The organism is candidate division KSB1 bacterium, assembly GCA_034521575.1.
Classification (GTDB): Bacteria; Zhuqueibacterota; Zhuqueibacteria; order Residuimicrobiales; family Krinioviventaceae; genus JAXHMJ01.
This window is the reverse complement of sequence record JAXHMJ010000001.1, coordinates 23491-44824: the sequence shown is the minus strand read 5'-3', so window position 1 is coordinate 44824 and position 21334 is coordinate 23491. Positions and strand designations below refer to the sequence as shown.

Annotated in this window: 14 protein-coding genes; 5 read left to right on the top strand and 9 right to left on the bottom strand. The window is 47.4% G+C overall.

What is annotated here, in order from left to right:
• Positions 1–14 precede the first annotated feature (14 nt).
• Both U5R06_00165 and U5R06_00160 read right to left on the bottom strand, forming a co-directional pair.
• On the bottom strand, positions 15–2309 hold the full coding sequence (locus U5R06_00165; protein ID MDZ7721260.1) for an efflux RND transporter permease subunit: 2295 nt from the start codon (positions 2307–2309) through the stop codon (positions 15–17).
• Positions 2310–2360: 51 nt separating this feature from the next.
• The gene (locus U5R06_00160; GenBank protein ID MDZ7721259.1) at positions 2361–2786 is read right to left on the bottom strand and encodes a TetR/AcrR family transcriptional regulator C-terminal domain-containing protein; all 426 of its coding nucleotides are present in this window, start codon (positions 2784–2786) and stop codon (positions 2361–2363) included.
• A gap of 331 nt (positions 2787–3117) precedes the next feature.
• On the opposite strand from U5R06_00160, the gene U5R06_00155 reads away from it, so the two are divergent.
• The 5 genes from U5R06_00155 (at position 3118) to U5R06_00135 (ending at position 10412) form a co-directional block, all read left to right on the top strand.
• Entirely contained in the window at positions 3118–3789 is a 672-nt protein-coding gene (locus U5R06_00155) for a cellulase N-terminal Ig-like domain-containing protein (GenBank protein MDZ7721258.1), read from the top strand.
• A gap of 10 nt (positions 3790–3799) precedes the next feature.
• Positions 3800–5272: a hypothetical protein gene (locus U5R06_00150; GenBank protein ID MDZ7721257.1), complete on the top strand. Its 1473-nt coding sequence runs from the start codon at positions 3800–3802 to the stop codon at positions 5270–5272.
• Between the two features lie 58 nt (positions 5273–5330).
• Positions 5331–6749: a sulfatase-like hydrolase/transferase gene (locus U5R06_00145; protein MDZ7721256.1), complete on the top strand. Its 1419-nt coding sequence runs from the start codon at positions 5331–5333 to the stop codon at positions 6747–6749.
• A 105-nt stretch (positions 6750–6854) separates the two neighbouring features.
• Complete coding sequence (locus tag U5R06_00140) at positions 6855–7283, top strand: VOC family protein (GenBank protein MDZ7721255.1); 429 nt, start codon at positions 6855–6857, stop codon at positions 7281–7283.
• A gap of 249 nt (positions 7284–7532) precedes the next feature.
• Positions 7533–10412 (top strand): glycoside hydrolase family 2 TIM barrel-domain containing protein, encoded by a 2880-nt coding sequence (locus U5R06_00135; GenBank protein ID MDZ7721254.1) that lies wholly within the window; start codon positions 7533–7535, stop codon positions 10410–10412.
• Positions 10413–10757: 345 nt separating this feature from the next.
• On the opposite strand, the gene U5R06_00130 is transcribed toward U5R06_00135, so the two are convergent.
• From U5R06_00130 to U5R06_00100, 7 genes are all read right to left on the bottom strand, one after another.
• The gene (locus U5R06_00130) at positions 10758–12932 is read right to left on the bottom strand and encodes a hypothetical protein (GenBank protein ID MDZ7721253.1); all 2175 of its coding nucleotides are present in this window, start codon (positions 12930–12932) and stop codon (positions 10758–10760) included.
• 524 nt (positions 12933–13456) lie between these two features.
• On the bottom strand, positions 13457–14806 hold the full coding sequence (locus U5R06_00125) for an FAD-dependent oxidoreductase (protein ID MDZ7721252.1): 1350 nt from the start codon (positions 14804–14806) through the stop codon (positions 13457–13459).
• A 104-nt stretch (positions 14807–14910) separates the two neighbouring features.
• Positions 14911–16167 (bottom strand): metallophosphoesterase family protein, encoded by a 1257-nt coding sequence (locus tag U5R06_00120; GenBank protein ID MDZ7721251.1) that lies wholly within the window; start codon positions 16165–16167, stop codon positions 14911–14913.
• 414 nt (positions 16168–16581) lie between these two features.
• Positions 16582–16884, bottom strand: coding sequence for a hypothetical protein (locus U5R06_00115; GenBank protein ID MDZ7721250.1), 303 nt, complete (start codon positions 16882–16884; stop codon positions 16582–16584).
• The gene (locus tag U5R06_00110; GenBank protein ID MDZ7721249.1) at positions 16881–18065 is read right to left on the bottom strand and encodes a hypothetical protein; all 1185 of its coding nucleotides are present in this window, start codon (positions 18063–18065) and stop codon (positions 16881–16883) included. The genes U5R06_00115 and U5R06_00110 overlap by 4 nt, the downstream gene beginning before the upstream one ends.
• 72 nt (positions 18066–18137) lie before the next feature.
• A complete protein-coding gene (locus tag U5R06_00105; GenBank protein MDZ7721248.1) occupies positions 18138–19613 on the bottom strand; it encodes a sulfatase-like hydrolase/transferase in 1476 nt (491 codons plus the stop codon).
• 231 nt (positions 19614–19844) lie between these two features.
• Positions 19845–21239, bottom strand: a complete 1395-nt coding sequence (locus tag U5R06_00100) for a hypothetical protein (GenBank protein ID MDZ7721247.1) — start codon at positions 21237–21239, stop codon at positions 19845–19847.
• Between the last annotated feature and the right edge of the window lie 95 nt (positions 21240–21334).

Genomic DNA, 21334 nt, shown 5'->3' with positions numbered 1-21334 from the left:
CTCCATTAGGTTTTTTATTGTTTTTTTTTGAAAAATATATTAAGCAGTACCAACAGCAAATACATAATGGTAACCGTTCCCAGAAAACTGGTGAACATATTCATGGACACCAGCGCGCCCAGAGCCCGGTTGGGAGGGAACACCGACGCCAGCAACACCAGAAATCCGGCGATCACCACCAGCGCATTGTACGCAATGGCCCGTCCGGAATGCTGCATGGTTTTACGACCGGTTTGTTTCTGATCGCCGGTTTCAGCCGCATAAATCTTGTAGCGTTCGATAAAATGCACCGCATAATCGATACCGATTCCGATGGCGATACTGGACAGCAACGCGGTGGTGGTGCTCAACGGAATATTGAGCAGCCCCATAACACCAAAACTGATAATGGCGGTGATGGTAATCGGCACTGCCCCGATCACACCGGCGCGGAAATTTTTAAACATCAGGGAAAGCAGCAGCACCACCAGCACAAGAGACAACACCAGGCTTTTGATTTGTCCCTGTAAAATCAAATCCGTAAAAACCAGCCCCTTGTACCCGGAGCCGGCATAGTTGAGGGTCACGCCGAGTTTTTCAAAGAGGGGTTTATGCTTCTCAATACGATCCATCGCGCTGTTCAGCGCCATGGAATTATCGCTTTTTAATTGAAATGTCAAATTGGCTTTTTCATAATTGTAATCCACCACCTGCCACAGGTTTTCCGGATCACCGGACATTTCGTACAGCAGCAGATATTGCGCGACCAGTTCCTTGCTGTCCGGTATAACATCATATTCGGCGCTGTCGGCGTGCATGACTTTATTCATCCGTTTCAGATAATCAGTCAAAGCAAACGAGTTTCCCACCACATAGAGCGAGCTGTCTACATCTGTTTGCAGGCGGTTAACGGCGCGTAAAACGCGGGGCTGCTTGAACGCATCCGGTTGTTTCCCGGCATCCAGAATCACATTCAGCGTGGTCGTGCCGCCGAAATGCTTGTTGATAAAGGCATCGGTCTGCACAATATCGCTGTCTTTTTCAAACTTTTCCAGAAAACTCGAATTGATCCATACCTTTGTGGCGCCGAAAACGGACAGACCCACAATCACCGCGGTAATGCCGAGGGTGACAACTTTATGGCGTACCACCTGCCGGGCAATGGCATTGAAAAACTTGTTGTTGCTTTTTACCCCATTTTCGTCTTTGTGCTTCCAGCGGGGCAGACCGAAAACCAGAATTCCGGCCGGCAAAAGCAACAATGAAAACACCATAGCCATCAATACACCAAAAGCGGTAAAGAGACCAAAGTATTTAATCGGATAGACCTGAGACGTCAGTAGAGAAACAAATCCGACAGAGGTGGTAACCGACGTCATCACCACCGGTCTCCACATTTCTTTCAGCATGTCAAACACGGCTGTTTTGCGGTCAGCATGCGGATTTTCTTTCAAAAAAAGATGCAAATGACTGTATAAATGAATACCGTCCGCCACTCCGATGGCGATTAACATCACCGGAATCATGGTTGACACCGCGTAAACAGGAATCCGAAGCGCCGCCATCAGCCCAAAGGCCCAGACCACACTGAACAGCACCACCAGCAGCGTAAAAAGTCCGGCCTTGAAACTGCGCTGCACCAACAGCAGCACCACAATAATCACCGCAATGACAACAGGCACCATGCGCTGCATATCCCGCGGCCCCAGATACGCCATGGTGCCTTCCACAATCGGCCGACCGGCCACATGCAGATTCTCCGGTCCCTCGTATTCTTTGGCCAGATCGAGCAGTCGGTGATAAAAATCCTGCGAAAAGGCATCATCCTCGATTTCCGCAATGATGACCGTCACCGTTTCCCCGGTATTCACCAGGCGTTCATAAATCATCTCATTATCACGCACACTGTTGCGCAGGGCTGTCAATTCCTGTTCGGTTTGCGGCACGTGTTTGAAAAACGGTTTCACATCCAGACCCGATTCGGTGCCGATGATATTATCCGCCGTGTAAAGAGACGTGACATCATCTTTATTGATTTCATCCATCTTTTGCAGTTTTTTCGTCAGATCTGTCACCTTTTGCAAGGTAGAGGACGTATAAATCCCGTCCGAGTTTTCGACGGCAATGATCACCCCGTCCTTGATATTGAACCAGTCCTCAGCCTGATCGCTGTAAACAAAGGCCGGGTGGTCTTGCGGCATATACTCGTCTAGGTCGGTCTGCATGCGCGAGTATTGTCTCATGACCATGAAAAAGATGACCGTTATCAGCGTCATGATCAGCAAAACTGTTTTGGGAAATCCGAGAATACGTTTAAAAAAAGTTTGCATAGAACATCCTCACTTTTGAGTAAACATTCACTCACTTTAATTCAAAAAAAATTATTTTCTCAATATTTGTTCAACCGTCTTGCAAAGTTGTGCGCCCTGTTCTTGCAGGTCGAACGCATGCCTCGACAGCCGCCACCGGGTCACCAAAAGCCGCAACGCGCCGATCACCAGCATGGTTAGTTGATCCGGTGGAACATCATCGCGCATTTGCCCGCGTTTTTGTCCCTCGTCTATAATGCCGGCAACATGATCCAGAGTGCCCTGCATGATCGTAAAAACATGGTCTGCAAGTTGTTTTTCATTTTGAAAAATTTCCTCGGAAAAGATGACCGCCGCCATAGCCGGATTGGCGGCAAATTGCTCAAAATGTTGAGTGAAAAGATTTTCCAATTTTGCCACGGGAGAATTATCCTGATTCTCCATCTGTTTTTGTGTTGAAATATTGTATTTTTTAAATCTGTTTAAAATCCCGACCAATATATCTGTTTTGCTGTCAAAATGCCGATAAATCGCGCCTTCTGGTCCGTCCTAATTTTTTGGATATATTTTTTATGGTCAATTGCTGAATGCCCTTTTCGGAAATTAACTCAATGGAAACATTCAGGATATCCTGCTGTCGTTCAGTAAACTCTTTCATTTCCGGCCCATTGTTAGTAAATATTCACTTACAATATAAAAAATTATTCCTCTTTTGTCAAGTGATTTTATAAATTCTATTCTTGAATAGAAAAAAATGATTTCATTTTAGATAAAAAAAGTGTAAAATATAGCCATCTATGCTGAAATCTTTACACATCGAGGAGGCTCAGTGCCGCGCTCAAAGTTTTCCCCTGGCTTTTATCTGTTTTTGGCAATCTGTATTTTCCTCTTTCTATTTAATCAGACACAGGCGCAATCCCTATCCCGCGATTTCAATATCAACATCGCCATCAACCAGGTCGGGTATCCGACGGATGCATACAAACAGTGCGTCTCGCTTTCCGGTGCAGCTGAAGCATTTCATGTCATTCAATTACAAACCGGCGATACGGTTTATACCGGTGAATTGAGTGCGGCAAACGGAGATTTCGGCGATTATAAAACCGGCGTATTTACACAGATCACCCATCCCGGCCGCTATTATATCAGGACTCATGGCGGCCGTTCCTATCCATTCCTCATTTCCGATGACGTCTATAACGCCGCGCTACAAGCCACGCTCAATTATCTGCAGGTACAGGGTTCAGTAGACAGTCCGGTCAGAGGATTTTTCCGGGTTTCCCGCACACGTCCGCACCTGCGTTCCGGCAGCTGGGTGGGAGATATGCCGCTTTTGTCGCTGTGCATCATGGCAGAAACCTTTCCGCAGCACGACAAACGCGATGAATGGCTGTCCGCTGATGATCAGCCCTTACGGCACGATCAAAGCTGGCAGACATCCGAGTACTGCATACCGCATGTGGGGCATACCCTGTGGTTGTTCTCTGAAATGCATAAATAAAAAGGACAATATGAAAAAACTCTACATACACATTCTTTTGATCACAGCTGCATTGTCTGCTGTCAACTGCTCTCGGAATAATGAAAACATGTTCTGGCAAATCGATACCCGGCAGCAATGGCTGTCGGCAACCGATTCGCTCTCTGATCTGCTGATTCAAGAAAGCGATGATTTAAACGGCGTTATTGACCTGATGGGCACCGGCGCCCTCCTGCTCGACAAAATTCAAAACACGCCGTTTCAGAAAACAACCCCCTTTAAATCCAGCGGTGAATGGATATCTGCATGGCAGGATGCGCAATCCACTGTTCAACTGCGTTCCTTTGCCGCTACCGTCCTCTGCTACGGCAACCCCATTGACATGCGCCGGAACTGGGTCAAATTCACCGGCAATCCGGTGCTGTCCGGTTCAAACACTCTGCTGCCGCTGAACCGCAACAATATCACAAATGAAACCCTGCTGCTGCCCGAACCGGGCGGTGTGCCTCAGGATCAGTCCATTGTACGCGGTACCGGCAGATGGAAGGACAAATGGCTGTTGTTTTTCAATCACACCCCGGACAAATGGCCGAATGAGTATTACTGGAGTTTTGCCGTCGCGGACAGCCTGTCGCCTCTCAAACGCGGCATCAACCCGTTCCGAATCGACAGCACGGTTTTTCCGCTTTACGGTCCTATCCACGGTCAGGCGCCCAATGACTGGCTGCACGTGAACGGTGTCTGGTATGCCCCGGACGAAACGTCTGACGGCGACTCGCATATGTGGATGAGTGAGGATATCCTGAACTGGCAGGATTTGGGTCCGATCCAGGGCATCACCGGCCACGATCCCGGTATAGTCTGGGACGGAGAATTCCTCTACCTGTTCAATGAAACCGGTGAATCGCTAACTTTTAATCGAATGCAGTCACTGACCCGGGTCGATAAGGGAGAAAAAATTCTGGACGTCGGTGATCACACCGGCGATGCGGATCTGGGCTATTTCAACAACCGCTGGCATATGTTTTTCGACGACGGAGCGCATCTGCATTATAATATCGGCTATGCCGTAACCCGTGCGGAAGACTTTCCTTACGGCTGGCAGCTGCAAAACGATATTTACGGTCCGTTTAATCCGGACCAGGGACAGCGCTGGGATGATGATACGGATAAAGGAAACCGTTTTGGCACCGGCGACGCCGATTTTGCCGTCGAAGACTATACCCTGTACCTGTTCACCGAGCGCCCGGTCGGCGCCGCCTATAGGGAACTGCCGGAACTGTTTGAAAACACCGGTCAGACCGTCTTGTTCAATATTGAATCGGATTCCAATGCCGACGGTGTAGCGGATGATTCAACCGGATGGATGAATCTTGAGCTGGGTGTGCATCATCTGTTTCTGCCGAACAAAATAACCGGTTCCCGGTTTCGCGTACATTTTAAACTGCAGAGTGACAATCCGGAAACCGCTCCCCTGATCCGGGAATTCAGTCTGTTCAAATAAAAATCAGATCTCTGCACTATGTGAAATCTGCTGTAAGCTATAAAGAAAAGAGGACAGTATGAACACGTTCCAATCACGCCGCACATTTCTCAAACATACGGCTGGCGCGGGCGCCGCGATCATGTTCTCCGGGTTTTCCTGCGAACTTGCCGAACGCCCGAACATCATTTATATTCTCGCCGATGATCTCGGGTACGGCGATCTGGGATGTTACGGCCAGCAAAACATTAAAACCCCGAATCTGGACCAGATGGCGGCCGAGGGCATGAAATTCACAGATCATTACGCCGGCAGCACGGTCTGTGCGCCGTCGCGCTGTTGTCTGATGACCGGCAAACACACCGGTCACGCGCGTATCCGCGGCAATGCCGACATTCCCTTGCGTCCGCAGGATATTACTGTGGCGGAACTTTTGAAACAAGCCGGCTACAAAACCGGCCTGATCGGGAAATGGGGCCTGGGCGAAGCCGGCAGCACCGGGATTCCCAACAAACAGGGGTTTGACACTTTTTTCGGTTATCTCAACCAAATCCGGGCGCACAATTATTATCCGACATTTCTGTGGGACAATCAGGAAAAAATGAACCTGGATAATGAGGTGGTTATTGCTAAAGAAGGCTATTCCAAAGGCATCGGCTCTGCCGCCACCCAGCGCAACACCTATTCTCATGATCTGTTTGCTGAAAAAGCATTATCCTTCATCGAACAAAACAGCGACAGCCCCTTCTTTCTCTATCTGGCGTTGACCATCCCGCATGCCAACAATGAAGGCCACCTGGTCGACCGCCACGGTATGGAAGTTCCGGAATACGGGATTTACAAAGACAAAGACTGGCCGGAAGCTCAAAAAGGGCACGCGGCTATGATCACGCGCATGGACCGGGATATCGGAAACCTGTTTGACCTGCTCAAAACGCTGGGACTCGATGACAATACCGTTGTCATGTTTACCAGCGATAACGGACCGCACGCCGAAGGCGGCAACGATCCGGCGTTCAACGACAGCAACGGCCCGCTGCGCGGCATTAAACGCGATCTGTACGAAGGCGGAATCCGGGTGCCCATGATTGCGCGCTGGCCGGGACGCATTGCCACCGGCAGCACCACCGATCTGCCTTCCGCGCTTTGGGATGTTCTGCCCACCTGCGCCGAACTGGCGGGCGTCAGTGCGCCTCCGGACACGGACGGCATTTCATTCCTCCCCACTCTTCTGGGAGAACCTGAAACTCAGGAAAAACACGAGTATCTCTATTGGGAATTCCACTGGTGGCAGCCCGCGCGTCAGGCCGTCCGCATGGGACGCTGGAAAGGGGTTAGAAACACACCCGACAGTGACATTGAATTGTATGATCTCAGTGTGGATATTGGAGAAAAACATAATATAGCGAAACAGCATTCCGATATAGTGCAGCGCATCGCATCCATCATGCAGTCGGCGCGCACAGAATCGGAAAACTGGCCGCTTTTACAAAAATAAAAGGAGATTGACATGCAACACGGTATTATTATCATTCTGGCATTTTGTCTGATCATCGGGTTGACGATTGCATCGGATACCAAACAGCAGCTAACTACAAAAGAAATGACACAGGTGGGACTGGTGGTGCGCGATATTGAGGCCAAATCCAAAGCCTGGGCCGATCTTTTGGGCGTGGATGTGCCCGAGGTCATTGTCACGGATGAACGGGACAAAGCCCATACGCAATTCAAAGGCGAACCCACCGAGGCGCGCGCCAAACTGGCGTTTTTCAATCTGGACAATATCCAGATTGAACTCATCGAGCCGATCGGCGGTCCCAGCACCTGGCGCGAGTTCCTGGACACCCACGGCGAAGGTGTGCATCATATCGCCTTTCATGTCGATGATATGCAGCAGCAGGTCCTGATGCTCAAACAAAAAAATATGAATCTGGAACAAAAAGGCGACTTTACCGGCGGCAGTTACGCCTATATTGACGGTCAGGAAAAACTCGGCGTGCTTTTGGAGCTGTTAACCAGCACGGAAAAGTAAAGGACCCTCTACTGACGGGAAAAAAGCAACACACAATACCAACGAAACATCATAGAGCGTTCCTTGAGGAAAAAGACTTTTTTGACATCACCACCTTTGACTTTTCTGCTTTGTATTAACTCTTGATTAATACAAAAAAACTTGCAAGTTATGGTAAATTGAACAGGGTAGATTATAAACGTTATGCGAGAGCTCATGTCTATTATGAAAATATCGATGCAGAGCATAATCTTGATCAGCATAATGACTTTGCTGATTGCTTGTGGCGGTGCCAAAAAAGAAAACACATTCAGATCATTTGAATTCAGATATGTGTCTGCAGATACTGCAGCCAACGGTGAAACTGATCTCAAAGGGCCGACTGCCGTATTTGATTTGGACGAAAGGCTCAAGTTTTTGAGGAATTACGCTGCCTATAGCAAATATTTTTATAATGATCCACATCTCAATACCCATGTGGTGGATCATAAAGACGTGCAAGCCGCGCTCAAACGACTGAAACCCCAACCCCAGCCCACTGTTCGTGAGCAGATTGCACTGGATGACTGGTCGTATTTGGGGTACAAGTCCGGACAGCGGCAAACCGAGTTGGGCAATATTGCCAGTTGGGAAGAGATGGATCACGCACAGGTTGTAGACGGCGCTTTGCATTTGTCTGCGGGTACACTTTGTAAATCCGTGCCTCCTCAGGACTGGCGGATGAAATGGTCATTTCGGATTAAGCCTTTGGATACACTGCAGCATATTGCGATTCGGTTTTCCAATGCGGCCGAGACCGGTTTGAATCAGTCCGGAATGATTTACACCGTGACAGAGGGAGATACCCTTAGTACAGATGCTTACCGTCCTAATCATTTTTATCGGTTTACTGTGGAAATCGATTTGGAAACGGGGCGTTATAATGTATGGATTGATGATGAATTGATTGCCGATTTTGTCCCTCTGATTCAGAACAATCCGGTCACCGAATTTAATATTGAAACCAGTCATGCCGCAATCCTCGATGATCTATGGGGTGTGGGATATACTGTTTATGAACATGGATCGCGAACGCATCCTTATTTGATCAATACATTTATGGATCAAGATTTTACCGCGCGACCGGTTCCGGATGGATTTGAAACGCCGGATTATGATGATTCCAGTTGGCAAACGGTTCCTTATCAACGCTATGCTCACGGCGGCGAACGGAGACGCGGGGAGACTCTGTATCTGCGCCATCGAATCAACATAAAAGACTTTGACCTCGCCCGATTAAACATCGAAAGCATTCGTCCCGAAGGGGATGTTTATATCAATGGGAATCATATACAACGAGTGGGACGTATCCCGGAAAGCCTGGACGTGACCCATTGGCTTCGTCCCGGGGAGGAAAATCTGATCGCGGTCAAGGTGCGCCCCTATCAAGTCGAACAGGTCCGCCATCATATGAGCACCGATAAATGGTCAAGCTGGTTTGCCGGTTTGATGACTCTGGATTTGATGGATTCCACCTATGTCAAAGATGCATTCGTTTATACCGATTACATTGACGAGACTGCGCATGTCAATGTGCAAGTCAATGCGGCTTGCAGAAATAAAGATGGATTTTCCGGTGAACTCGTAACCGAATTTTATCCCTGGTATCCCAAAGAGGAGGAAAGGGCTGCTCGTACCACCACTCCCGTGCAGCTATCAGGCGGGGAAATGAAAATGATACATGAAACCATCACGGTGGACAATCCCAGACTCTGGACCACAGAGAGGCCGAATTTATACAAAGTCCGAATACAGCTTCAAAACCAGACCGGAAAGACAGTGGATGATTATGTGCTGACGACCGGGCTTCGTACGATAAGCCAGGACAGCGGAACATTTCGTATCAATGGTGAACCGGAAGTGTTATTCGGTCCACTGGTGTTTAATCAGCCATATCCGTTGGAACACGTCTCCCAGTGGATGTTCAGTCCGCCGCCATCCAAATGGGTGGAAACCATTCTCGAATGCAAAAAAATGAACAGCAACGCTATCCGCATGAGTGTACATGACAAACGGATGGCCGGTGTAAATGACAAACGGCTCGTGCAAATCGGTGATCAGATGGGCATGATGTTCATCTGGCAGACACCCTGCTGGATCAGGGAGGGCAGTGTAAAAGACTTTGATTTTGATGCCTTTGGCCGCTATATGCAGCAAGTTCACAATCATCCGAGTATTGTCATGTGGCAGCCGGGCAATCATCCCGGCAACTATTCACCGGAATGGTTCGGAAAAGTGATGCAGGTCATCAGTGGTCAAGATCCGAGCCGGCTCATATCACCGGCTGCAGATCTTGACCACATGGCTCTGGACGCGTTTCCCGCTGATGACAGTGATGCGATACCGGGCTGGACGCATCCTCAGTTGGCACGCGGCAACATGGAACAGACCGCTGCTTATGGTAAGGATTGGCGAGTGATCCGAAGATTGGGAACCGGGATTGATGAAAGAGTTGCAGACTGTAACGACAAACGCCGGCTGGAATACCTGAACAGTGATTCCCATGCCTGGTTTGATTATGAAAGTGAAGAGACCATCGGGATGCCAAACTGGAGTTTGCATCAGGGTAAGCCGTATTATCGCATGTATTCTTATGAAAAAGATTATAATATCGGCAATCTCGGACGGATACTGGAGCTTTCCGAGTGGAACGAAAGTCAGGCTTGGCAGGCATTGACAGCGTATGAAGCCTATCGCAAAAAACGCTGGCTGGACTATGACGGCATGAACTGGTGCCCTCTGCGCGGAGGCCCTAACACCGCAACCTATATGAAACCGGTCATTGAATACAGCGGCGAAGCCAAGCTGAGCTTCTATGCATTGCAGATGGTGTATCAAAGGGTGTTGGCCGGAAGCCGCAATGTGGATCTGGTTTACGGCCCCCATGATGCGATTCCGGTGATTGTAATGAATATCGGTAATGCAAAGACTGTCGATGTGAACGCTGTGGCTAAAACCCTGGACGGAAAACAGGTAGCTTTCACGGAATTCAAAAAAGTGTCATTGGCGGCTGGACGCACGGTCACAGATATCGGCATCTGGAAACCAGAACTGAAATCAGGGCAGTATTACGGCTTTGAGTATGAGGTCAAAGAAATTATCAATGACTGACAGAGCAATAATAATATGTTTTATTTACATCTTGATCCTAAACATTATATATATTGATTCTCGAATTCAGACCCAAAGCAGAACCATTACCATTGGCCCCGAATCTGTAACACTGTCCGCAATCAAACAGCTCAATCTGGACAACCTGTTCAGATAAAAACGGGTTCACTCAACGCCAGGTGGAGGGGGCTGTTTTGTTGATGGTAGACCGTTTAATCAGCCAGGGCAGTGAAAACTGGATTCATAGCTATTCGGATAACGTTTTTACAGTAAAAATTATAATGGGTATCAAGCCTTCGGCTTGGTACAAGAGGAAAACGCTCTTTACCGATCAGAACACCAGCTCTATCCGCCATATTTTTCCATAGCATGCGGGAATACGAGGTACATATAGCGCTTGCCGTGGAGACCTCGCGCACCAAGCAGGATTCTCCAGGGATTACCATTTTCAGGCGGCAGGAGAAACTGCTGTGAGGAGACCACCGGCGAGCGGTCGGGGCGTTTGAGTTTGGCCGTCACCGGATTATCGAACTCGTGCCAGGTAAAATAATCGTCCGAGTACACGATACCTATTCGCGTGTTATCGGTATCGGTTTTGGCTACGCCGTTCTGGCAGGCTGCATACCACCGGGTCCCGACCCGGACAGGTTGGCACCAATTAAGGTTCTGATTGGTATTGAACCAGTCGCTCGCGTCAGCGGGGTCAAGGCATATGTTCCTGAACGTCCAGGGACCGGTTAGGTCTCCGGCGCTCTGCATCACGGTCATGCGTGACCAATTGGCCCCATCATGATCACCGCGCCACTGGACAAGAGCATAACAGATCCCGTCGAACTTTTGGAAATCCCTTATATACATGCCCACCGGCGGGTCGTGCGGCCCGGGCAGGATATCGGTGTTCTGCAAAGCAGAATCGGTTTTCACGGTAATAATCGGATTCCCCTCATATTGAGTCCATTTGATCAGATCATCCGAAAACCACAAACCTGCAGCCCGCTTACCCGGTGTGTGGGGACTGGTATCATCCCCCACGGTTGCCATAACCCAGCGTTTGTTTTCTCCATCATAAGTAAGGCTGGTACCAAAAGCCCGACGTCCCTGCCAGTCTGACTCGATACGGTCGAGCACAGGATTCGCCGGATGATCGATCCATAGCCCGCCGCCGTTTTTTGTTTCAGCCAGGCCCGTCGCGATACTGACCCCGTCGGAACCGTCGGTGGAATATAGAAGTTTGGTTAGGGTGCCGTTTTTCCTGAATAAAATAGATTGCGGCCGAACACGACGTTTTTTCGTCATGGTCACCGGATTCTCAACGTGCACGGGGATGCATTTCCCACTGAACCGGACCGGCGGCTGCGCCGCCAACTTGCGAATCTTCGGGTCTTTGATGTTCAGGACTACCACCTGGTGATCGCTTTGAGCCGTAACATAAAGGTAGCCATCTCTGTAAATCAAATCATGGGCATTGCCAGTCGAAGGTCTTTTTTCTCCATTGATGGTGGTATAACGCCTGGCTCCTTTAGCGGTTTTTTCGAACCGGGAGGGAAACGCTTTTTTGTTTTCGAATGAGACCAACACGTCAGGTTTTACAGGATTTGTCAGATCTAAAATTTGCACGGTTTGACTGCCTGCAGCAAACAATATCGCGCCCGAGACATTTAGCCCACAGGGCTCACCCGGAAACGGGAAGACGCTGACCGTCACGGGCTTTTCAGGATTTCGGATATCAACAACCGCAAGGGTATTTGCTTTGTTGCAGCCCACCAATGCATAGTCGCCATAAATGTCCACCCGGTTGGCGCCATTGAGGTCATTGCCGCGCACCGAGCCCGCTACCTTCCAGTGTTCCGGCGTCAACAGTTCCCCGGTTTCCCGGTCTGTCACACGATACAAACGTACTTTAAACGGGCTGCCGTCTTTTTGATCGACAATCACGATGTGATTGTTGTAAGCCACAATGTCATGCGGTGATAGAATAGCGCCATGTTTCTGTGAGTTCAGCGCCCCAACCAGTACGGGATCATTCGGGCGGCTGATATCGATCATGCCGATCCAGCCGGACTTGTTGGCATACAGGATATGCTTTCCCCACGCAATCATGCCATTAATCCGATCGATTTGTGGCCGATTATGCAGACGCTTGCAAACAGTGGCCTTTGCCGGTTCTGTAGCGTCTATGGAATAAAAATCGCGTGCACCAACAAACACATAATCGTCTTGACAAAGTACAGTTTGTGCATCATCACCTAATTTCTTCGACCATACTTGTTCGGGACGGTCAGGCTCGCTCACATCAAGGATGGCAAGCGAACCGCTTTTACCGGGCACATACAAAAAATCACCCTGCAATTCTACATCATGGGGCCTTGAAAGGGCCTTTTGATCGCGCACAATAGACGCAATAGAAACAGCGCTTTTGTCCGGTAATGAACAGCGGGTGTGTAATAGAACCGCTGCCATACACACAATGTATAACACCATCCAGCAAACTTTATATTCGTTCCGTTTTTCTGTACGCATGTGTGTCATGTATTCCTTTCATTCCGGTTCTTGGTTCTCAACTCCTTGTCCGTCCAGCGGTGCAGTGCAGTCACATAGCGCGTCATATTTTTATCGAGGACATAGCTCTAGTTCAGCACTAGTTATCATGATGCCCTACTGAAACCCAAGCACGCACCTTGCAAATCTCATCTTTAATGGAATCATCTTGTTGTTTATAGTTTACGGCAACTATTCGTAAAATGTAAAGGGTACTTTTTATATGAGTAGTTTATAGCACAATATACTTTAGATAACCCAAATCAATGGTGCCGTTTATCACATTCGCTGGATTTGTCCTGTTGGGTGCGTTTTGTAATTAAAAAGATGATACTTCAGGCGTTTGAATTCTCGTCCCGCTCATTGACCAAATGTCAGTCCAAACAACTTTGTAATGTCCAATCCATTTTTATATTGATATGATTTTTTTAAAAGCCTTTATATAAAAAGGCGCTGCCAAAACCACTGCATCAGTGATCCTTTCTTTTTCTTGCTGTGTGTTTGTTCTAAACGTCCAAATAGCCTCCGCGGTCCTTGACAATGCGTTTGACGGTTTCGGGATCAACATCACGCGGATCACATTTATTGTCAACACAAAGCGCTGTTGTAATGCCCGCTGCCTGTCCCATCATCGATCCGGTGGTGGAAACGCGCGCCGAAGACAATGCCAGCTGATCGGCGGAAACGCAGCGTCCGGCCATCATTAGATTTTTGGCGTCCCGGGCGATCAGACTGCGCAATGGTATCTGATAGGGCGGCACTTTTAGTTCATCTTTTGGCAAAATATAGGTGCGTTTGTCGTCATCCGGTTTGTGGCCGTCGAGTTGATAGGTTCCTCTGGCAACCCCGTCTTCAAAGGCGCGACCGGCGCGCAGATCATCCACTTTGAGAATATAATCCCCGACGATTCGACTGCCCTCGCGAATGCCGATGATCGGACTGCAATGGTCCAGAATCCATGCTTTTTTTTGCTGACGCTGAAAATAGTCAAGCACCTCCATCATGCGGCGGCGCGCGGCAATCTCGGCCTGGGTGAGACTTTGCGTGTCCGTGGCGTCAAACATCGGTATTTTGATCTTCAGCGCCGTGCCTCCGGGTCCGTCCGGCCACGGGCTGGTCATGGGCAACTCTTTTTGGCTGGTAACGGGATCAAACCACCCCTGCGGCAGGTGCGCTTGGGCGTGTTCAGGATCGACATGGCGGACAAAATACATCATCGACATGGGCAGCTGATAGCCGCTGGGACCGCCTTTCAGGGTCTCAAAGCCGGCATAGCGGGCCAGATCTGCTTCCCCGGTGCAGTCAATGAATTGCTTTGCCTGTATTGCCTCGATGCCGCTTTTTCCGCAGACCAGACACGCCTTGATTCGGCCGCTGTCATTTACTTTGGCGTCGATAAAACGGGTATGGAGCAGCAATTTCACCTTTCGCCTGAGGAGCATTTCTTGCAGAATAATGGCAAGGATTTCATAATGGAACACGGAATCTTTGCCATACCCGAGGGCATTCCAGGTTTTCAAATGTTTAACAATCTGCTCAAACACTTCACCCTGTTGTGCCATTTGTCCACTGAAATTGGCCACCCCGCCGGTGGTGAGCACGCCGCCCGTAACGGCAAATCGTTCCACAAGAATCACACTGGCGCCCGATTTTGCGGCGGCGCACGCCGCGGACACACCGGCAATGCCGCCGCCGATCACCGCAATGTCCGCTTCATAACGAACCGGTATCTTGCGTGACCAGGTAATAGCATGATCAGATGTTTGGTGCTTTTGTGTTTGAACCGGCTCTGCAGCCAAGACCGGCGTTGCGATCATGCCAGCCATACCGGCCTTGATAAAATGTCGTCTTTTCATCGAAAGAGCTCCTTCTAATGATGTAGGAATATTTCCTAAATTTCTAAACCAAATAATGAAAAAGCTTTATTGTCAAATAAAATTTTGTATTGTGAACAGTGTTTCTATTTCATTTCTACCAGTGTGGTGCCTTTTTTACTTTGTTTTAATTTAAATTCATCAATTAAACGCTGGTCCAAACTCCAGGACTGATAATGCAGCTGTTCCGGATTCAGGGTGATGATCTGGTACAACTGGGTATTCCCGACCTCTACTTTCATTAAATGCGAAAATTTATCATTATGGGAATACATTTTGGGACCGCTGACAGACACAACATAAACAGGACCTTTATCTGTATTGGATACAATCTGATTTTTTACAATTTTATGAGTGCGACCATAATGATGATCATGTCCCTGAAGAACCAGATCTACTCCGTATTTTTCGTAAAGCGGACTTAGCATCTTTCTCAATTCTGGATTATCCCGGTCCTGACCTGTTGAATAGAGAGGGTGATGATGAGAGACAATCAGCCAGGGTTTCTTATTGGATTTCAATGTACGTTTTAGCCAATCCAACTGTTGGGGATTTTTGTCACTCATAGAATTAAAGATCACAAATCGTGCACACTGATAGTCTATATAGTATGCGGTTTCATTTAAAGCGTCAAGTCCTGGACCATTTGGGGGCAGAGCAAAGTGGGCTTTATACAACGGCGCAATGTGACGAATGCTATTTTCCCCCTCGTCCTGTTTTGCCTTGTCATGATTGCCCGGTACGGGCACCAGAGGACGCATCCGCGGAATAAAGCCAAACGCTTTAGAAAAGTTGTGCCACAAATGATCATCATAACCATGATTTGTCATATCCCCGGCAATTAAAATGAAACGGGCGTCCGAAGCATGCGCAAAAGCCGTGCGAAGAAGGATCGAAGCGTTTTTATGAACTTCATTTTGAATATCACCCAGATAGATAAATGAAAACGTACCTGTATCGCTTCCGGCAGTCCGGAACATATTCCATTCGCTCCATGTATTCAAAGTGCCCACGCGATAAGCATAGCGAGTGTTTTGCTTCAGATCTTTGAATCCAACTGTATGGTGAAATACAGATTTGCTGTTTTGGGATAGTTCTTCTGTTTTAGCCTGCACAGTAATGGCGTCTTGATCATATTCGCGTACTGAAGGGCCCAACGGGATAATTTGCCCAACAGGATTTTTTGTTTTATGATCCGTACGCCAGGTTACAGATTGAGACGTCGCAGGATTGCCTTCCCAGGTTAGGATGATACGTTTAGGGGTTGAATGTTCCTGGGCATTGGCGATCAAAGGCAAGTAACTGAATAAAAGTAATGTTATAATGATTATCCGATGTCTCATCTTATTTCTCCTTTACAATTTATCACTATTTTTTTGATTAACAGTTATTAATTCTATACGATATAATATTGATCAGCGGCATCCCGGCCGATAGAGCAACCAGGAAACAGGCTGCCAGTAAAACGACAAACGGGTGTATGCTGAATCTGGATGTAGCCAAAACAATAAAGACCACGGCAATTAGCAATATTAAAATCAAAAGCGGTCCTGTTATCATAAAATATTTTTCCCTTTCATGTGGGAGCTATAATGATGTTGAATATAGAGTCGTTTCAAACAGCAATGACGATGATTCTGTGCTTTGATACATAGGTTATTTATCAAGGAGTCTTGTTGTGTACCTCGATAATCAGTTTCTGATTTTGATCAAGTGTTACAGACAGGCCCCGATGCAGCTGTGCTCCGGTATAGATTTCAGGTTCCTGTTTTCCAGATTGTAACAGAATAGTTTCGTTCCGGTTCAACCGTATACCATTCGGGTAGTGTATTCATACGCGGCCAGTCTTTATGGAATCCCATATAAAGTCTGTGACGCGGTCTGTCAAATTCCAGAATTCCCTGCCAGGGGGTTTGAGCTTGCAAGACGATCACTATCCCATCCTGGTAGGGCGCTGCCCCCAGTTGTATACCGGTTTCCCAGGGCCTGGCAAGAACCCCTTGTGTATGCATCAAGGCGTGCATAATCACCGTACGTACCGCATTGGATTGCAGCTTCATGGTTCCCCAGAGATCAGCGCTGTTTTAAGAGGGGCATCTGCAAAAACGACATGATTTGCCATTTCCCGCTCAACCCAGGTAAAGCCATTTGCGACCGGAATTCGGTTCAGCAAATACAAGGCACCTTCAATGGAATCAGCAAATCCGTCTATGGAACGTTCCCATCGATAGTTTCGATAAGCCGGGTTCATGATGTTGTCCAGTACGTTTTTTACAAAAGGAGTAAAATACTCGTTTTCAGTGGCCATATCATAATCCAGAAAACCCACATAATTATATCCCCACCCGTCGCTGAGTTTCTGCGTATCTTTCGAATTATTTGACGGCATTTGATCATACATAAATCCATGTTTATTGGTTCCCTTTTTCAGAATGGTTTCAAACATCGTTTTAATTCGCGCGGCATATGCATTTGCTTTTTCGGGATAATGAACTGACTCGACGGCCAGCAGCAAACCCAGTCCGCCGATAATTTCACACCCATGATCTCGCAGCCGGCTGGGGACCCATTCCATATCCGATAGATAATAATCCGCCAGCCGTTCTGCATTGTGCAAATATTTCTCTTCACCGGTCATTGTAAACAGTCGGGTTAACGCCTGAATTTGCTCTCCATTCACTTCGACATTTTTGGAAGGAATTTTGCCAAACTTTGTTTGAATACGGGCATGTTTCCAGATATCATCTTCAATGGCCCGCATGCGGTCCAGCCATTCATCATCGCCGGTCACTTCCACGATGGCGATCAGGCCGTCCTTGACATATTCCGAAGCCTGGAACATCATCTCGTCATAATCGAGAATGATTTTTTTCTTTTCCTTGAGATCATAGGGCACCGGAATTCGGTCCACATGGTTACACAGTTGTTGTTCGGCATCCAAAACGGAACGAACCTCATGGTTCAACACCTCCTGATCCGTAGCCCAGGCCGCCCAGGTGAAGAACGGATAGCAGTCCGCTGCCGTATCCCGGTAATTCCAGTGACCGTCCGCAATATAAAGACCGGTTTCTTTATCAATGGCCGGCAGTGCTTTTTCATACAGCCATCGTTGAACCTTGCTCAACGAATAGCCGGCTATCTTTGAGGATGCTTCAGCCTGCTCCAAGGCCTTGTCTCGTTCTTGAGCAGAAATCATAGTACCTAATAAACAGAATAATATCAATAGGACATATTTTTTCATTCGAACGCCTCCTAAAAAACATATTCTCACCTTAATTTTCCTAATTTAGAATAGAGCAATAAATATGTTGCACTAAAATGTTTCACAACGTGGATCGTCAATTTCTTTCATTTTTCCATTCATTTGTTTTTGCAAAGCCTCAATGGCCTGTCTGACCTCCGAATTTTTAGAATCTATTAAATTATTCCTTTCCTCAGGATCATTGATTAAATCATAAAATTCATCTTTGTCGGGATGTTCAAAATCGCGTATCAACTTGTACCGATTGGTGCGATATGTGCGCAGGTCGGCGCCTGTCTGGTGCCATTCCCACATATCGTATTGACCAAACACGTCATTTTCCCATTCAATATCGCGGCCACGTAACAACGGAAAGAAATTGTTGCCGCGGATGATTGTGTTTTCCGGGACTGGCAATCCGGCCATTGACAGCAGTGTGGGATACCAGTCCAGATTCGTGATGTTTTGTTCTACGATCGTACCCGGTTTTATTGTTTTCGGCCAGTATACCAGAGTCGGAGTGCGCATGGAATTGTCGTACAAATTCGGCCGCGGTTTGTTGGGATTGCTTTTCAAAAGCCATTTCCCATTGCCCTTGTGCCAGATGCCATTATGTCCCATGTTGAATCCCTGGTCAGCCGTGAAGATAATGACTGTATTTCCAGTCAAACCAAGATTATTCAATGTATCAACCACACGCTTGATATTACGATCCACAGCGGCAATGCTTGCCAGATACTCCCGCATCATGCGTTTGGTGCGCTCGACATCCAGTCCATTGATGTCTGTTTGCGGCAATTTTGGTTGCATTTCCTTGAAACGGTTCCAGATTTCATCTCGCACCGGCAGCCATGTTCGGTCACCGTCCGCTGTGTAATTACCATTATTGGCGTGCGGTGCCCAGAAATGCAGCGAAAGCAGAAAAGGCTTTTCCTGTTTTCTTTTTATGAAATCCAGGGCATGGTCTGTGAGTATATCAGGGGTATAGCCGCTCACCTTTTTTATCTCTCCGTCTATCTCAATTTCAGGATCTTTTGAAACCCGGCCGCCCGCACGAAATCCGGTAAATTCCTGATAGCCGAACCGGCTGGGATGATATCGATCCCGTGCTCCGAGATGCCATTTGCCAACCAGGGCGGTTGCATAACCATGATCGGAAAAAACCTCGGGCCATGTCACAAATTCAGAATCAAGCCCCAAATCAGGTTGATCGCGCGAAATGTAATCAGGAATGCCGCACTCTGATGCATATCGGCTGGTCATGAGAGAGGCGCGCGCCGGACTGCACACCGGACATGTAGAAAAACAGTTCTTTACGTAAGCACCTTGCTTTGCCAGTGAGTCCAGATTGGGCGTGTAAGCATCTTTATTTCCGCTAATGCCCCATGCCCAGGGCCCCTGGTCGTCGGTCATGATGAAAATGATATTGGGCTTTTTTCTTTCTAATCTTGATTCCGAACAACCTGTAATTGCCAGAGTCAAAAGGGAAAGGCTCGCATCTCTTAGAAATCTACGTCGCGTCGCAAAAAATCGATTCGTGTTTTGCATGGACATCTCCTTATCCTTTTATTCATTGCAGCTACAACGGATGAAAAATCGGATTACGGCTTTGTCTTTTTTCGTTTGTTTCAGTTTTTTAACTGTACCGTCCCAGTTATAATAAAAAATAATTAAAAACGTTTCATTTGGGGGTTCCTGTTATCATTAAAAAAATATTATAAATCAAAGCTTAATATTAAATATTTTTTAATTTTCATCTTTTTCCTCACTATCTAGCATTCATTCTATCACGCGCTTTTTGTCAATAATCAGCAGAGGATAATCCGTAAGTGGAATAGCTAAAAACTGAATAAAATTATTTGTTTTCTCGTATTTTATTTCATAGATATTACCGGTCAGCAAATCAACCAATACCGGTTCATCAATCTCTGTTCTAAGCTTGAAATGAATTTGTGCCGGACGAATAATTTCTTGCATTCGCCACGGGAGCCAATAGACAATCGCCGGCCCGCCCTTTCCGCTTACAGCGAATCGTTCAATAGGTGTCGGCGCTTTTGCTTTAGAATACGGTGTGCCAAAGCTTTCAGGATATTTGCCTCTCACTCCATAGAAGCAACCGTTATCAATTACTTGAATGTCGGATTGGATATCATGAGCCTGATTCAAATCCTGATCAAAGAGTCGAGTCAAATGCTGCAGAGCTCGGTAGGCGGGCTTGGCTTGCATCGTTCCATGATGCAGCAACCCTTTGGCATTGATTCGTTCGCCTTCCTGGGGTTCCCGAAGAATAAAACAAACAGATACCGGAATATCCTGCGAAAGATCAATCAAAAATCGTCGCAACAACCATTTGGCCTGGATATTTTCACCCCAGGGTCCGCGTCCCTGCCAGCTTGAACTGTTAGCTGATGAGGGATAGCCGCATTCACCCTGCCATAATTCGATCGGTTGATTTTCACGGCTCAACACTGTTTGCAAATCCGAAAGTGAATGGCCGCTCCGCATATATTGTTGAGGTGTTTTTACAGGGACATAAAACGGGTATTTTACAGATTCCGGAAATTCATTATAGGGATGATAGGTGATTACATCAGTGTGTGGTCCGATCCCGCGCTCAAGGATTTCTTTTAATCCCTCCACATCCATGCGGGCCAGTGACCCAGCCAAAATCCTGGCCTCTGGATCGATTTCTTTAATAGTCTTAGACGCGCGAATGACCAATCGGGCATAGTTGGCATTGAGTTTGGGTTCATTGAGAATCTCCCAATGCTGAACCTGACTCTGATATCGGGATACCAGTTTTGTTACATACCTTAACCACAATTCTGTTAAATTAGGATTTAACGGTTTTTCCTGGTTTTCCCATTCCCCTAAAGCTTTCTGATCAAATGTAATAAAGAGCGCTATTTTTCGTTTCTTCAATCCGTGTACAACAGAATCCAGGACAGACCAGTTATAATATCCCTGTTCAGGCTCAACGGCATATCCATCTGTTTGAACCCGAGCCCATTTCACTCCGCTGTCTGCAATGCGATTCAGCATGATCTCCAGATCGGGCACGGCATATTTGTTAAACTGAAGCCCCCATCTTGAAGCTAAAATAGTTTCCGAGCGGCGGAATTGAAGCTGTCCGATGTTTTCTAATGACTCGAACTGTTCCATCTGACCAAACATTGCTCCGGCACAAACAAACAGTAACAAAAATGATACACCATACCTCATATTTCTTATTAGATGACACTTTAAAAGTTATGGTATTTCATTATACA